This is a genomic window from Rhodococcus sp. BP-349 (genome assembly GCF_019835845.1).
Taxonomy (GTDB): domain Bacteria; phylum Actinomycetota; class Actinomycetes; order Mycobacteriales; family Mycobacteriaceae; genus Rhodococcoides.
This window is the reverse complement of sequence record NZ_JABUDR010000002.1, coordinates 708,067-722,824: the sequence shown is the minus strand read 5'-3', so window position 1 is coordinate 722,824 and position 14,758 is coordinate 708,067. Positions and strand designations below refer to the sequence as shown.

At 70.3% G+C, this 14,758-nt stretch carries 14 protein-coding genes; 8 read left to right on the top strand and 6 right to left on the bottom strand.

From position 1 onward, the window contains the following. The first annotated feature begins 35 nt into the window (after positions 1-35). Positions 36-1,253 (top strand): MFS transporter, encoded by a 1,218-nt coding sequence (locus HQ325_RS13960; RefSeq protein WP_222630403.1) that lies wholly within the window; start codon positions 36-38, stop codon positions 1,251-1,253. Here HQ325_RS13960 and HQ325_RS13955 read toward each other — a convergent pair. Then, positions 1,201-2,493: a nitrate/nitrite transporter gene (locus tag HQ325_RS13955; RefSeq protein ID WP_222630402.1), complete on the bottom strand. Its 1,293-nt coding sequence runs from the start codon at positions 2,491-2,493 to the stop codon at positions 1,201-1,203. The genes HQ325_RS13960 and HQ325_RS13955 overlap by 53 nt on opposite strands. 32 nt (positions 2,494-2,525) lie before the next feature. Here HQ325_RS13955 and aroQ point away from each other — a divergent pair, with 32 nt between their 5' ends. Both aroQ and HQ325_RS13945 read left to right on the top strand, forming a co-directional pair. Continuing rightward, complete coding sequence (gene aroQ, locus HQ325_RS13950) at positions 2,526-3,020, top strand: type II 3-dehydroquinate dehydratase (RefSeq protein WP_222630401.1); 495 nt, start codon at positions 2,526-2,528, stop codon at positions 3,018-3,020. 23 nt (positions 3,021-3,043) lie between these two features. Then, positions 3,044-3,859 (top strand): acyl-[acyl-carrier-protein] thioesterase, encoded by an 816-nt coding sequence (locus HQ325_RS13945; protein WP_222630400.1) that lies wholly within the window; start codon positions 3,044-3,046, stop codon positions 3,857-3,859. Between the two features lie 62 nt (positions 3,860-3,921). Here HQ325_RS13945 and HQ325_RS13940 read toward each other — a convergent pair whose 3' ends face one another. After that, positions 3,922-5,265, bottom strand: coding sequence for a cytochrome P450 (locus HQ325_RS13940; protein WP_222630399.1), 1,344 nt, complete (start codon positions 5,263-5,265; stop codon positions 3,922-3,924). Between the two features lie 89 nt (positions 5,266-5,354). On the opposite strand from HQ325_RS13940, the gene HQ325_RS13935 reads away from it, so the two are divergent. Then, on the top strand, positions 5,355-5,984 hold the full coding sequence (locus HQ325_RS13935) for a TetR/AcrR family transcriptional regulator (protein ID WP_204868985.1): 630 nt from the start codon (positions 5,355-5,357) through the stop codon (positions 5,982-5,984). Between the two features lies 1 nt (position 5,985). Here the strand turns inward: HQ325_RS13935 and HQ325_RS13930 are convergent, their stop codons facing one another. Genes HQ325_RS13930 through HQ325_RS13915 form a run of 4 tightly spaced genes read right to left on the bottom strand, consistent with a single transcriptional unit; the run spans position 5,986 to position 10,493 of the window. Beyond that, positions 5,986-7,176, bottom strand: coding sequence for an NAD(P)/FAD-dependent oxidoreductase (locus HQ325_RS13930; protein ID WP_222630396.1), 1,191 nt, complete (start codon positions 7,174-7,176; stop codon positions 5,986-5,988). A gap of 40 nt (positions 7,177-7,216) precedes the next feature. After that, positions 7,217-8,548, bottom strand: coding sequence for a glycosyltransferase (locus tag HQ325_RS13925; protein ID WP_308014445.1), 1,332 nt, complete (start codon positions 8,546-8,548; stop codon positions 7,217-7,219). After that, positions 8,545-9,543, bottom strand: coding sequence for a glycosyltransferase (locus tag HQ325_RS13920; protein WP_308014446.1), 999 nt, complete (start codon positions 9,541-9,543; stop codon positions 8,545-8,547). The genes HQ325_RS13925 and HQ325_RS13920 overlap by 4 nt, the downstream gene beginning before the upstream one ends. Further along, positions 9,540-10,493, bottom strand: a complete 954-nt coding sequence (locus HQ325_RS13915; RefSeq protein ID WP_222630394.1) for a WcbI family polysaccharide biosynthesis putative acetyltransferase — start codon at positions 10,491-10,493, stop codon at positions 9,540-9,542. Before HQ325_RS13915 ends, HQ325_RS13920 begins: the two co-directional genes overlap by 4 nt. A gap of 194 nt (positions 10,494-10,687) precedes the next feature. Between HQ325_RS13915 and HQ325_RS13910 the strand changes: the two genes are divergently transcribed. Genes HQ325_RS13910 through HQ325_RS13895 form a run of 4 tightly spaced genes read left to right on the top strand, consistent with a single transcriptional unit; the run spans position 10,688 to position 14,752 of the window. After that, positions 10,688-11,773, top strand: coding sequence for a hypothetical protein (locus tag HQ325_RS13910; protein ID WP_222630392.1), 1,086 nt, complete (start codon positions 10,688-10,690; stop codon positions 11,771-11,773). After that, positions 11,770-12,903 (top strand): glycosyltransferase, encoded by a 1,134-nt coding sequence (locus tag HQ325_RS13905; RefSeq protein ID WP_222630390.1) that lies wholly within the window; start codon positions 11,770-11,772, stop codon positions 12,901-12,903. The genes HQ325_RS13910 and HQ325_RS13905 overlap by 4 nt, the downstream gene beginning before the upstream one ends. Then, on the top strand, positions 12,900-13,958 hold the full coding sequence (locus tag HQ325_RS13900; protein WP_222630387.1) for a glycosyltransferase: 1,059 nt from the start codon (positions 12,900-12,902) through the stop codon (positions 13,956-13,958). The genes HQ325_RS13905 and HQ325_RS13900 overlap by 4 nt, the downstream gene beginning before the upstream one ends. Further along, the gene (locus HQ325_RS13895; RefSeq protein WP_222630385.1) at positions 13,955-14,752 is read left to right on the top strand and encodes a glycosyltransferase family 2 protein; all 798 of its coding nucleotides are present in this window, start codon (positions 13,955-13,957) and stop codon (positions 14,750-14,752) included. Before HQ325_RS13900 ends, HQ325_RS13895 begins: the two co-directional genes overlap by 4 nt. Positions 14,753-14,758 lie beyond the last annotated feature (6 nt).

The following is a 14,758-nucleotide window of genomic DNA, read 5'->3' as shown; positions in this document are numbered from 1 at the left end:
TCGCCCACCCGAGACCGTGTGTATCGTTACACACCATGTCCACGGCACCTCCGCGCGCGAACACGCCCGCTCTGCTCGTCCTCGGCGCGACCGCGTTCATCTACGTCACGGCGGAGACGCTGCCGGTGGGACTGCTCCCCGAGATGTCCGCCGACCTCGGTGTCGGCGAATCGGCCATCGGGCTGCTGCTGACCTTCTACGCGTACGCGGTCGCCGTGATCACGTTGCCGCTGATGGCAGCGGTGAAGTCGTGGGACCGCCGCAAGGTCGTCGTCATCACCGCCGGCGCACTGGCGGTGTCGCAACTCGTGTCGGCGGTGTCCGTCGGCTATCCGATGCTGGTCGGGGCACGACTGATCTGCGCGGCCACCCACGGTGTGTTCTGGGCCGTGGTGGCTCCGGTCGCGGCGTCACTCGCCGCACCGGGCAAGCGCGCGAAGGCGATAGCGCTCGTCTACGCCGGGACGTCGTTGGCACTCGTCGCGGGCAATCCGCTGACCGCCGCCCTCGGACAGTGGACGCACTGGCGCGTCGCCGCCGCGACGCTCGGCGTCGTCGCGCTGGCCATCACCGTCGCCCTGACCCGGTTGCTGCCCGCTCTCCCGGTCGAGGCTCCGGTGGCCACCGCGGCCACGTCGCGACCCGGAATCAGCCGGGTGCTCGTCCTGCTGTGCGGCATCACCTTCCTCGCCGCGCTGGGCCACTTCGCCGGCTACACGTACTTCGCGCTCGTGGTCGGCGAGGGCATCGGGACGTCCGGAAGCGTGCTCTCGACCATGCTGTTCGTCTACGGACTCGCCGGCGTCGCCGGCATCTGGCTCATCGGCCGCACGTACGACCGCGGACCGTGGCGTTCCACCATCGTCGTCCTCACCGCCATCACCACCGCGCTCGCGGCGCTGGTCCTGGCGCTGTCCACCGGATCGGGCGTACTGGCGATCGTCGCCATCGCTCTGTGGGGCATGGCCTTCACCACCATCCCGGTGTGCATCCAGTCCGCCGTCCTGCACTCGGCACCGGCCGGGGCCGCGGCGGACCGCGCGTCGGCGATCTACGTCGTGACCTTCCAGGTGGCCATCGCGACGGGTGCCCTGGTGGGCGGCGGCATCGTCGACGCGCTGTCGGTGACGGCGGTGCTGGTGTTCGCGGCCGTCACCATGCTGCTGGCCCTGCTCGGCGTTCTCGCCGGGCGGTCGGCCTTCACCGTTCCGACGGCTCCTGCGCCGGTCGCTGCGACCGCATCCGCTCCCTGACCTGACGCCACGTCCGGGGGGAGATACCCGCGTCGCGACGCGTCTTGCGGCGAGCCACCAGCACACCCGTCGCCGCCACGGCCCAGACCGCGTACTGCGTGAGCCACGCGACGCGGAACGCCTCGAAGGTGTAGCCGCCCATCGCGTTCAGAATGGCGCCCATGGCCTGCATCACCAGCAGCGACGCGAGGAATCCGCCGATGTTCACCATGCCCTGGGCGGTGCCGAGCGCGACCGACGGGTTGAACGTGCGCGCGTAGTCGAAGCCGATGGCCGACCCCGGGCCACCGACCGAGATGACGATCACCAGGACGAAGAGCAACCACGTCGGCGCAGGCCCGGGAAGAGCGAGCACCACCGCCCACATGAGGGCGTTGCTGGCCATGATCGCCAGCACCATCCACGACCGACGCATGGGATAGCGCCCCGTCAGGATGCCGACGACGATGCCCGACACGATGGCCGACACCACCGACGTGGTGAGCAGCGCGCCCACCACTGCGGACGACACCCCCTGCGCCGAACTGAGGTAGGGCACTCCCCACATCAGCGCGAACACGGTGATGGAGAACTGCGTCCCCATGTGGGAGAAGAAGCCGAGCCGGGTACCGGGCCGTGACCAGACGACGGAGATGTTGCGCACCGTCTCGCGGAACGTCACTCGCGGCGCGCTGCCGGGTCCGGGATCGGGCGAGTTGGAGACGGCGAGGAATGCCGCCAGCGCGACCATCACCCCACTGGCTGCGGCCGCGCCGTAGGCGACGGACCACCCCCCGCCGTGCAGCAGCGTCAGGAACGGCACCGCGGACAGCACCTGCCCGACCTGCCCGAAGATGCCCGTCAGCTGCGAGACCAGCGGAACCCGGCGGGGCGCGAACCACTTCGGCACCAGCCGCAGGACCGAGATGAACGTCAGCGCATCACCGACACCCACGACGGCGCGGGCCGCCACCGCCAGCGGCAGCGCGTCGGTGAACGCCAGGATCATCTGACCCGACGCCATGACCAGCGCTCCCGTCACGATCATGGCGCGCGGACCCACCCTGTCGAGCAGCACTCCCGCAGGAATCTGCATCGCCGCGTAGACGACGACCTGCAGGACGACGAACGACGACAGCACCGACGGACTCGCGGCGTACCGATCCGCCGCGTCGAGCCCCGACACACCGAACGACGTGCGATGCAGGACCCCGACGATGTAGGCGAGGACACCTGTTCCCCAGACGATCCACGCGCGCATGCTGCTCAGTCTCCCGGGTAGAGTCCGCACCCATGACCCACGGTCACGCCCACCACGACACGCTGCCTGACGACGGCCGGCCTCCGGCCTCCCCGCTGCCCATCCTGGTGCTCAACGGTCCGAACCTGAACATGCTCGGAACCCGCCAACCCGAGGTGTACGGCACCGAGACGCTCGAGGACGTGGTCGCGCTGTGCCGCGAGACCGCGGAACGCCACGGGCGCACGATCCGCGCCGAGCAGTCCAACCACGAGGGCGCGTTGATCGACTGGATTCACGAGGCGCGCGGGACGGCGTCGGGAATCGTCATCAACCCGGGCGGTCTGACCCACACGTCGGTCGTTCTGCGCGATGCTCTGGTCGTGCCCGAGATCCCCGTCGTCGAGATCCACATCTCGAACGTGCACGCCCGCGAGGAGTTCCGACACCACAGCTTCGTCTCGGGGATCGCCGTGTCGGTGATCGCCGGGTGCGGCGTCCGCGGGTACCGCTACGCCGTCGACGAGATCTGCGCCCGCACCACCTGACCATCACGTCGGAAATGAGCACCATGGACCTCTCCCCCGTCACCAGTCACGAACTCGCACCGCAGCCGCCGGCCGGCGAGGGGTTCCAGACCGGTTGGCCCATCCGCGCCGGCGACGTCGACACCGCGAACCGGCTGCGCTACGACTCCGTGGCCCGGTACCTGCAGGACATCGGGTCGGACAATCTCGACGCGTCCGGACTCGGGGAGACGGATCCGTTCTGGATCGTCCGCCGCACCGTCATGGACATCGACCGGCCGTCGGTGTGGCCCGAGCGGATCACGTTGCGACGCTGGTGTTCCGGCCTGTCGACGCGATGGTCGAACATGCGCGTCGACATCACCGGCGACAAGGGCGCCCACATCCGCACCGAGGGATTCTGGATCAGCATCTCGTCGACCACGGGCATGCCGACGCGCATCTCCGACGAGGGGCTCGCGCTGCTCACCCGCACCGCGGGCGAGACCAGACTCAAGTGGAAGCAGTGGCTCCGCGATCCGGCCCCGGAGTCCTCCCTGACCGATCTCGCGTTCCCGCTGCGCATCACCGACGTCGACGCGTTCAACCACGTGAACAACGCCGCCTACTGGCAGGCGGTCGAGGAGGTGCTCGCCCGCGCGGAGTCCGGCGAGATCACCGGCGGACCGCACCGCGCGGTCATCGAATACCTCTCGCCGATCATGGCTCCCGACCACGTCACGCTGCGCTGGCGTCGGCACGACGTGGACGGCGCACCGGCGGTGACGGTGTGGTTCATGGTGGACGACACGGTGCGCACGATCGCGTGCGTGGTGGCGCGCGCCGGCGCGAGTGGCGTTTCTGCTCCTCTCGCCGACTGAGTCGGCGGGATCCCGCTCGCAGGGGGCGCGAGGGGAGCAGAAAACCCGGCCGGTCGTGAACATCAGCTGCGGCGCTGCAGCCGCACGGGCTGCCCGTCCTTGGGATACGGCAGGGAGGTGAAGTCGATCGGTGTCGCACGATCGGCCGGCACCGACCACGTGTGGTGGCGCAGGAGGTGGTGCAGCACCATCGTGATCTCGATCGCCGAGAAGAACTGACCCAGGCACGTGTGAACACCGCCGCCGAACGGTTGCCACGCGAACTTGTGAGGCAGCGCGCGACCGTCGAAGCGGGTGGGGTCGAACACCTCGGGGTCCGACCAGTAGGTGGGATCGTGATGCGTGTAGTGCGGCGTGGCCACCACCATCACGTCGGCAGGCACGTGATGGCCGCGGATCACCGTGTCCCGCACCGTCCATCGCGCCATGGTGGGCAGCGGAGCGAGCATGCGCAGCGATTCCTTCATCACCGCGTCGAGTGCCGTCAGACCCGCCCGAGCCTCGGGTGCGGAGACATCGGGACCCGCAGCCAGCGACTGCCCGCGACATTCCTCCTGCCACTCCGGGTGTCGGCCGAGCTGATCGACCATCGTGGAGATGGTGATGGTCGACGTGTCGTGCGCTGCCATCAGCAGGAAGATCATGTGGTCGATGATCGCGTCGTCGGAGAAGCGCTCGCCGTCGTCGTCCTCGAGGTGGGCGAGCACCGAGAACAGATCTCGGCCGTCGCCGCGCCGCCGATCCGGAAGATAGTCCCGCAGAAAGTCTTCGAGGAAGCGTCGACCCTTCAGACCCCGGCGCCACCGACCACCGGGCACGTCGAGCCGGACGATGGACGTCGCCGCCTGAACACAGTCGACGAAGGCCTTGTTGACGGCGTCCAGCCGGGTGTCACCGTCGCGCACCCCGCCCATGAACACCTCTGTCGCGAGGCCGAGCGTCAACGACTTCACGGCGGGATAGATCTCGAAGTGCTCCGACGAGTCCCACTCCTGCACGGTGCGGGCGATCAGCGGTTCCATCGCCGCGGCGTAGGACGCGAGACGGTCCTTGGTGAACGCCTGCTGCAGCAGCCGCCGGTGGTGGCGGTGCTCGCCGAGGTCCATGAGCATGAGCCCGTTGTCGAAGAACGGCCCGATGAGCGGCCGCCAGCCGAGTGCGTTGCTGAACGCCTTGTCCCGGTTGGTCAGGATCTCCTCGCACCCGTCGGCGCCGAGCACCAGCACCACGCGCCGGCCCGCCATCGTGTGCCACGAGACCTGCCCGTAGCGCCGCTCCTGCTGCCGCCACAGGGCGAGGGGGTCCCGGATGTACTGCATCGAACGGCCGACGTAGGGGATGCCCGCGCTGCCCATGACGGGACGGAGATCGGAGCCGAGCGGTGGGGCGGCGAGCGCGTGAGCCATGGGGCCTCCTGAGTATCTGACAGGGCGTCCTGTCAGATGTAGTGTGCGTCACAGGAGAGGCGCTCGTCAAGACCTGCGAGACTGACGGCATGGCGGAACCCGCGAGCAGGACCTACGGCGGAGTGGACGCGGCGGACCGCGCCGTCCGCCGCCGGGCCGCACTGATCGAGGCGGGCCTGGACCTCATGTCCTCGGTGGGCACCGACAAGACCACGATGACCGCGGTCTGCGCGGCCGCCGGGCTCACCGAGCGGTATTTCTACGAGAGCTTCCGCACCAAGTCGGACCTGCTGCTCGCCGTGCTCGACAGCGTTGCCGACGAGGTGAGAGGCGCTGCGATCCACGCCGTCTCGTCGACGGACGGAGACGTCGCCGACCGCGTGCGGGCCGCTCTGAGCGCCGTGGTGTCGATCATGCTGTCCGACCCCCGCAAGGGCCGGATCGCGTTCGTCGAGTCGATGGCGTCACCGACCCTGCGAGCTCGACGTCAGGCGACCATCGACGCCGTCGCGGACGTGGTCGTCGAACGCTCGCACGAACTCTGGGCCGACCGCGCACTCCCGCCGCCGCAGGACCGGCTCATGGCGCTGATGTTCATCGGCGCCTGCTCCGAACTCGTCTCCGCCCGGTTGCAGGACCACATCGGTGCGACCCCCGACGAGATCGTGGATGCTGCTACGCAACTGTTCCTCACCGGAATGCTGCGCCCGACGAGCTGACTCAGAGATGGCCCTTCAGCAACAGGTGCCAGTACGTGAACGGCAGGCCGAACCGGTCGCCCGCCCACGAGAGCCGACGGGGCTTCAGCGGGTCCAGGAACGACGGCAACGACGACGTGATCTCGCCGGTGCGATCGAACTCGGCCGCGATGAGACGCCGCGCGTCCACCGGGATCGGCGCCACGGTGTAGCCGTCGTACTCCCCCAGCGCCTCGTTCGATCGTTGCGCCAGCACGTTGTCGACGAGGATCGACACCTGGCGCCGTAGTCCGCCGCCCGAGGGATCGGTGTCGATGGACGCGCCGTCGCCCACGGCCCACACGCCCTCGTGTGTGCGGTGCCGGAAGGTCCGCGGATCCACGTCCACCACTGCGTGCGTGCCGGGATCAGCGCTCGCCAGGCCGGTCTCCTCGACCCACCGCGGTCCGCGGTAGGGCGGCACCAGATGCAGCATGTCGTAGCCGATCCGCTCGGTGCGACCGTCCGCGCCGGTCACCGTGATCGATCGCTCGCCCGGCGCGAGCGCCGTCACGGCGGTGCGGTGAAGCACTCGGACATCCAGCTCCCGCAGGTACTTCCGCAGCCGGGCGTCGAGCGCCGGCACTCCCACGAGATCCGGGCGGTCGACCACCAGCGTCATAGACGGCGCGGCACCCACCTTCCGCCAGTGCGCGGCGGCGAGGAACAGCGGCTTGATGGTGGTGCCGGTGCAGCTCACCGGCGCACGAGGAACCGTGAAGACGGCGTGCCCGTCGGGACGCATCGTCTGCACGAGGTGCCAGGTACGCGTCGCCTCGTCGAGGTAGTTGCTCGCCACCGACGACGAGGCGAGCGCCGCGTCGATTCCGGGCAGTGCGTCGTGATCGGGCACGAGACCGGATCCCACGACGAGGTCGCGGTAGCGCACCTCCGTGCCCGACTCGGTGCGCACCGTCCGCGTCACGGTGTCCACCGAGACGACACGCTCCTGGATCCAGGTACAGCCCTTCGGTGTCACCGAGCGCTGGGAGCGCTGCGCGGACGCGAGGGACGCCTGCCCGCCGCCGACGTAGGACAGCAGCGGCCGATAGGTGTGCACCTCCTGCGGTTCGATGACCACCACGTTGGAGACGCCCTTGTTCAGGAAACGGGCGGCGGCGCTGATGCCCGCGTTGCCCCCGCCGATGATGACGATGTCGTGCTCGGTGGTCATGCTGCCTCCGGTGTCCTGTGACTTGAGTGGTTCGGGGCTCTCACCACGACAGGTCCGGCTGATGCGGACCCACCGCGATGCCGACCTCGTCGGCCGGTACGTCCGTGATGCCGAACAGGTCGGCGAGGGCCTGCTGCGGGGTGCGATCCAGTGCGTCGGCCCACCGGCGGGCCCGGCGCACGGCGCGCCACGACCACCACTCGACGCTGCCGCCCGGCACGCTCGACCGCACCAGACCGGGGCCTTGCGGAGGCGTCGACGCCTCCAGCGTCCGCGCTGCATCCGGGGCCAGGACGACCGGACCGACGAGGTCGAGCCCGAAGCGGCTGCGCCGTACGTCGTCGCCGCCGGGGACACCGAGGCGGATTCGCGGGTCGTCGGTCCGCCACGACGCGACGAGATCCGCGGCGTCCGTTCCGTCCACCCACACGGTGACGTCCCCCTGCGCGAGCACCGATCCCACCGTCACCAACAGCGATGCGGCACTGTGTCCGTCGGCGTGCACGACGGCCGTGAGGTCGGGAACGGCGTACCGGACGCCGTGGGTGCGCGCAGCGGGGTCGGTGACGAGTGGAAGCAGGGACAGGGCCTCCTCGTTCTTCTGCTCGGTGCGTTCCTCACCGGGTCGGCCGGCCCAGTCGGGACCGTCGTGCCAGGCGACGGCGTCCGGCACGTGCGCGATCAGGGCGCCGGCGAGGTAGGCGCGATTGGCCAGCTCCCAGTCCTCTCCGCCGTATCCGCCGAACGACTCGTCGAAGCCGCCGATCTCCTCGAAGAATGCTGCGGTGCAACACATCACCGCGCTGATGACGTGGCGATAGGAGCGATGATCGGCATCGAGCAGATCGCGCGAACCGCGGTACGCGTCGATCAACCAGCGCGGCTCGTCGAGGATTCCGTCGTCCGGCCCCGGAAGTCGGCCCAGCGCGGACAGGTCCGCGTGTCGCCGTCGACCGACGGTGAGTGCATCGGGAACCAGCGACGGCAGACGCACGAGCGCCTGGAGGTACCCGGGCTCGGGAACCGTGTCGGCGTCGAGGAAACAGAGCACGTCACCGGACGCGGCACGGGCCCCGAGATTGCGCGCCGCGGCGGCGCGGAAGCCACGGTCCTCCTGCGAGACCACCGTGACGTCGAGCGCACTGCGGACGAGCGGCGCCGTGGCCGAGCCGTCGTCCGCGACGATCACCTCGAACGCGCGGTACGTCTGCTGCTCGAGCGCCGCGAGAACCAGATCCAGCGACCGTTGCTGTTCGAAATAGGGCACGACGACGCTGACCGACGGGCGCGGAGCATCGATGTCGCGCAGCAGGTCCCACCTGTTTCCGGGCACCGCGTGGCCGAGCGGGGTGGGGACGGCGGTGGTGATCACGCGTGCACCACGGCCGACTCCGCGTACACCCGCACGTGCGCGGCGCCGACCTCCGAGTCGGTCGGATGGGCCATCACGCCGTTCTCGAGCCAGGTCGACGCCGGGTCACGCGCCGCGTCGGCCAGCGCCTCGGCGAGACCGTGATCCTCGTACAGGGTCACGGTGCCGGGCGAGCGTCGGGCGAATTCACGGGTGTACGCGCCGGCGACCACCAGCGGTCGACGGCCGTGCTCGATCCAGGTGTTGATCGACCCGGACGCGGACATGTGCCGGTGATGCGCCACGGGAACGGTGACGCGGCCGAGTTCGACCGGAAGGTCGGCGTCGTCGATGTAGCCGGTGACACGCACGGTGGTGCCGTGTGCCGCTGCGGACTCGGTCAGCTCGTCGACCAGATGATCGTGTCCCGGCGACGGCGTTCCCAGTGCCAGCAGGTGCGCGCCCGGGGGCAGCGCGGCCAGCACCTCGGCGTGCCCCTTTCCCGGGTACAGGAACCCGAGGACGCCGACGGTCACCTCGCCGCTGCCCGTGCGGATGCCGGCCCCCGTCGCCACGGGAAGCGGGATCACGACGGACGGGGTACCGATACCGGCCTCGCGCAACAGATCCCGTTCGTGCTCGCTGCTGACGATCACCGTGTCCGCGCACGCGACCACCCGTCGGTAGCACTCGATGCGCGCGGACGCCGACCGACCGTCGGACGGCTGCGGCAGATCGTGCAGCGTCACCACGAATGCGGAACCCGATGCGTGGATGCGCCGCGCCAGGTCCTCGACCACCCCGGCCGCAGCCGTCGCCGGTGACCCGAACAACCGGTCCGTCACGTGCAGGTGCACGACGTCGACGTCCGGAATCGACGTGACGTCAGTCGCGGACTCGTGACGCAGGAGCGTCGACTCGAGACCGGAGTCGGTGATGCCGTCGCGGATGCGCAGCGCGCACTGCACCACCCCGTGTCGCTCGGGACCGATGACGAGATGCGCGACCGACGTCACGAGTCGACCTCCGGGAGCAGCAGCGAGAGCGTGTCCGCGTGTCGGGTGAGCGCGGCGTCCACGAACGCGGGATGCTCGGCGTACCACTGCAGTTGGCGACGGTGAATGTCCTCGGCCTCGACGACGGAGCCGGCGATCACCCAGTCCGGCCGGGGCGCGGCGCCGAGGTCGAGCGCGTCGATGACAGCGGACTCCAGCGGTGTGTGCACCGAATCGAGTAGTACGCGGCCGGGATCCGCCGCCGCAGCGTCGACACCGGCTGCCGACAGGATGCGCGTGGCCAGCTCGAGCAGCACCGGATTACCGGGGTGGTTGATCGTGTGTGCGGCGTCCGCTCCGAGGGCGGTCAGGACGTCCGAGATCGCGACGTCGCAGTCCCGGCGCTCGCGTCGTGCGAGTTCGGCGATGCTCGCCTCGGCGTTCGCGCGCAGCGCGTCAGGGGCGACAGGAGCGGCGCACCACTGCTCGGATTCCACTCTGCCTGCGGCCACGAGCACCGTGCGCAGATCGTGGTACGGAGCGCCGGCGGGAGACGCCGACGGGTCGCTCGGGTGCCGCACGATCACCTGGAACGGGTACAGCCCGCTGTACCGGAAGACCGGCCACCGCACGACCCGGGCGTGCTCCGGCAGCATCGACGCCACCTGGTTCGTCCCGATCGGCAGGTCGCGGTAGTCGTCGCGAACCGGCTGCGCCAGCAACACCGAGGCCCGGCCGGCAAGCTCGGCGAGGTGCCGCACGTCGGCCGAGTCGAGTTCGTGCACCGGCGGCATGCGCACGGTCCGGAACGGCGCGTCCGGCACCTCGTCGAGCATCACTCGCACGGCCTCGGCCTGGCAGTTCCCGAGCACGATCCACAGCGGTGGATCGTCGGGCACCGGGTCGAGACCGTAGAACTCGCCGTAGTGACGCGTCCGGCCGTCCGGCTCGGTCGACGCAGAGTGAGGCATGGCGTCGGGTTACCCGGACAGCGCGCAGGCGAAGCGGTGAGAGACCTGCACGACACCGCGTTTGTGGACGAGCCCCCCGGGGCATTCCTCTTTTGTCGTGGTCCAGAAGGCGGCCCGATCCCTGTTCGTACACCCGTGCCGCCCTGCCCACCCCTCGGGCGCGCGCGTCTGCTCCCGAGAGGATGACCCGAGCCGTGATCGCCGTCGCATCCATCCCTGCTGCGCACCCGTACGTCGCCGCTGTAGTCGCCACGGGCGACGACATTCTTCTGCTCGACGATCCCCGGCCCCTCGAGGCGACCACGCCCGGGCAGTGGTGGCCGCCGCGCCTGCTCGAGCCCGACTATCTCCGCGCGCACATCGACGACATCGACGTGGTGCACCTGCACTTCGGCTTCGACGCCGCCACCCCGGACCGGCTCGCCGACGTCGTCGCCGTGCTGCGCGAGTCGTCGACTCCCCTGGTCCTCACGGTGCACGACCTGCACAACCCACACTTCGCCGCGCTCGACATGCACCGGTCCCAGCTCGACGTCCTCGTCCCCGCCGCGGCCGCCGTCATCACGCTGACCGACCGCGCCGCTCGGGAGATCGAGCGCCTGTGGGGCCGCTCGGCGATGGTGATCCCGCATCCGCACGTCGCACCGCTGGACGTCATCGCCGCACGCGACACCACGGCGCACGAGCGTGCAGTCGTCGCCGTGCACGCCAAGTCGTTGCGCGCGAACCTCGATCCCGAGGCGGTCATGGCGACCGTCGTGGCGGCCGCGTCGGCACGGGACGCCGTGGTGCGTCTCGACATCGACGACGACGTGTTCGACCACACGAGCCACTGGTACGCGCCGGAGCGCGGCGAGCGACTACTGGCCTTCCGTGATCACCCGGACGTCGACGTGCGGGTGCATCGTCGGTTCACCGACGCCGAGCTGTGGCAGTACCTGTCCGAGATCGACGTGTCCGTGCTTCCGTACCGCTTCGGTACGCACTCGGGCTGGATGGAGGCGTGCCGCGACCTCGGCGTCGTCCCCGTGGTCCCGGACATCGGCCACTTCGCCGATCAGTTCCCGTGCCCCACCTTCGTCTTCGGGCCCGGACTGTTCGATCCCGCGTCGCTCGATGCCGCGGTGGGCGAGGCGCTGCGCACCGTGCCGACCGGCCCGGACTTCGCCGACTACCGGCGCCATCAGCAGAGTGCGATCGCCGCCGAGCACGCCGCGCTCTACCGTGCCCTGTCCGCTCCCGTCGCCTCGGGCCGCGCGGACGGAGCCGTGCTCGTATGACGGTCGCCGCCGCCGCACGTCCGCTCCGCATCGCCCTCCTCGGATCGTCGCGTTTCCCCATCGCGCAACCGTTCGCGGGTGGTCTCGAGGCACACGTGTGGCATCTCGCTCACGCCCTCACCGAGCGCGGCCATCACGTCACTCTCTTCGGTGCCGAAGGCACGTCGACCGACGTCGCGCACGACGTCATCGACGTCCACACGTTCCAGATGAGTCCGCACGCGCGGACCGAACACATGGGACCGTCGTGGGTGGTGCACGAGCATCACGCTTATCTGTCGGTCATGCTCGAACTGGCCGGCCCCCTGGCACAGTCGTTCGACGTGATCCACAATCACAGCCTCCACTACCTGCCCATCGCGATGTCCTCGATGGTGCCGGTTCCCATGCTCACGACGCTGCACACGCCGCCGCTCGCCTGGCTGGAGTCAGCGGCCGCGGTGCCGCTCAACCCGAACACCGGATACGCCGCGGTGAGCGAGTACACGGCGCAGCAGTGGCTGCCCGTCGCGGGTCCGATCCCGGTGGTTCCCAACGGGATCCCCCTCGACCGGTGGCCGTTCGGCCAGGGCACCGCCGATCACGGCGACGCGGGTGAGTACGCGGTGTGGACGGGTCGGTTGGTTCCCGAGAAGGGGGTCGATCTCGCCATCGACGCCGCCCGGCGCGCCGGCTACCACCTACGGATCGCCGGACCGGCAGCCGACGACGACTACTTCCGCACGGCGGTGGAGCCCCGCCTCGGCGACGGCGTCACCTACGAGGGCCATCTGATGCAGAAGGAACTCGCCGACCTGGTCGGTGGAGCCGCCGTTGCACTGGTGACGCCGCAATGGGACGAGCCGTACGGGCTCGTGGTCGCCGAAGCACTCGCGTGCGGCACACCGGTGGCGGCCTTCCGCCGCGGCGGCATCCCGGAGATCCTCGACGACACGTGTGGCCGGATGGTGCCCGCCGACGACATCGACGCTCTCGCCGGCGCCATCGGAGATGCTGCGCGCCTCCCCCGTGCGCACGCCCGCGCTCGCGCGGAGCGCATCTGCTCGGACGCGACGATGGTGGACAGCTATCTCGACCTCTACCACGAGCTGCTGACGACGTCGGGCCGAACCGCCGCCGTCCCTGCATGATCGGGTACTACGTCCACCACCACGGCGTGGGGCATCTGACCCGCGCCCGGTCCGTCGCACGGGCGCTCGCCGAGCCGGTGACGGTGCTGTCCTCGCGGCCCCGGCCGTCGGACACCGACCCGTTCGCGGGCTGGATCACACTTCCTCTCGACACACCCGACGGCTCCGCCGATCCCGCTCTCGACACACCCGACGGCTCCGCCGATCCCGCTCTCGACACACCCGACGGCGGTGACGATCCGGACGACCCCACCGCTCACGGGGTCGTCCACTGGGCGCCCACCTCGGTCCCCGGGATGACCGACCGCATGGCCGCCCTCGCGCGGTTCGTGGACGAGTATCGCCCCCGATGCGTCGTCGTGGACGTGTCCGTCGAGGTCGCGATGTTCGTGCGACTCATGGGTGTTCGGGTGGTCGTGTTCGCGATGCCGGGCGAGCGTACCGATGCGCCCCATCAGCTTGCCTATCGCGTCGCCGACCGCATCGTCGCTCCATGGTCGGCCTCGGTGTACCGGCCGGAGTGGTTGCGCGAGTTCGAGGACAGGACCGTGTACGCCGGCTCGATCAGTGCCCACGCCGATCGTGCCCGCGCCGGAACCGACCGTGACCCGACGTCCGTCGTCGTGCTCGCGGGCGCAGGGGGCTCAGCTCTCACCCCGGGCTACCTCGCCCGAGCGGGTGCTGCCACGCCGACCCGCACCTGGCGCGGTGTCGGCGCGCCCGGCACTCCCTGGGTGGACGACGTGTGGCCGCTGCTGACCGGTGCCGGCGTGGTGGTCACGCACGGCGGGCAGAACGCGGTGGCCGACGTGGCCGCATCGGGTGCGCCCGCGGTGATCGTGGCCGAGAGTCGCCCGCACGGGGAGCAACTCGCGACCACTCGCGCGCTGGGGGCCGCGGGGCTGGCGATCTCGCTCGAGTCGTGGCCCGATCCGGACCGGTGGCCCGAGATCTTGAACCGTGCCGGTGCGCTGACCGGCGACATCCGGGCACGGACCGAGGTGGACGGCGCAGCGCGTCGCGCGGCGGCGGCGATCGAGGACGTGTGGGCGTGACGTCGGTCGCCGTCGTGACCATCGTGTCGGGTCGCGCGGGGCACCTCGCTGCGCAACGCCGCGGTCTCGCTCGCTCGACGCGGCGAGCCGATCTGCACGTCGTGGTGTCGATGGGTGACCCGACGGTCGTGGACGCCACCGCCGTCGTTCCCCGCGTCGGCGACGCGCTCCCCCTGGCCCGGGCGCGCAACGAGGGCGCGCGCCTCGCCCTCGAGGCCGGTGCCGATCTGCTGATCTTCCTGGACGTCGACTGCATCCCGGGCCGCGACATGATCGATTGGTACGTCCGTCATGCGCGCGACGGAGCCGTGCTGTGCGGGCCGGTCACCTACCTGCCCGAGGTCTCCGGTGGGTACCCGGACGACCTGGACGGATGGACGAATCCCCATGCGGCACGCCCGAATCCGGCGCCCGGGCACGTCGAGATCGGAACGAACTGGGATCTGTTCTGGTCGCTGTCGTTCGCGGTCACGTCGGCGACGTGGCACACGCTCGGGGGGTTCTGCGAGGACTACACGGGCTACGGCGGCGAGGACACCGACGTCGGCCGCGTCGCGGAACGGTCGGGTCTGGATCTGCTGTGGGTCGGCGGAGCGCACGCGCACCATCAGTGGCACCCCGTGTCCTCGCCGCCGATCGAGCATCTCGACGACATCGTGACCAACGCCGCCATCTTCCACGGTCGATGGGGACACTGGCCGATGATCGGGTGGCTGAACGCTTTTCGCGAGCGCGGCGACATCGACTGGACGCCCGAGGGCAGCAGCATCGCTCGCCGCCCGGTCGGGCACTAGCATCGA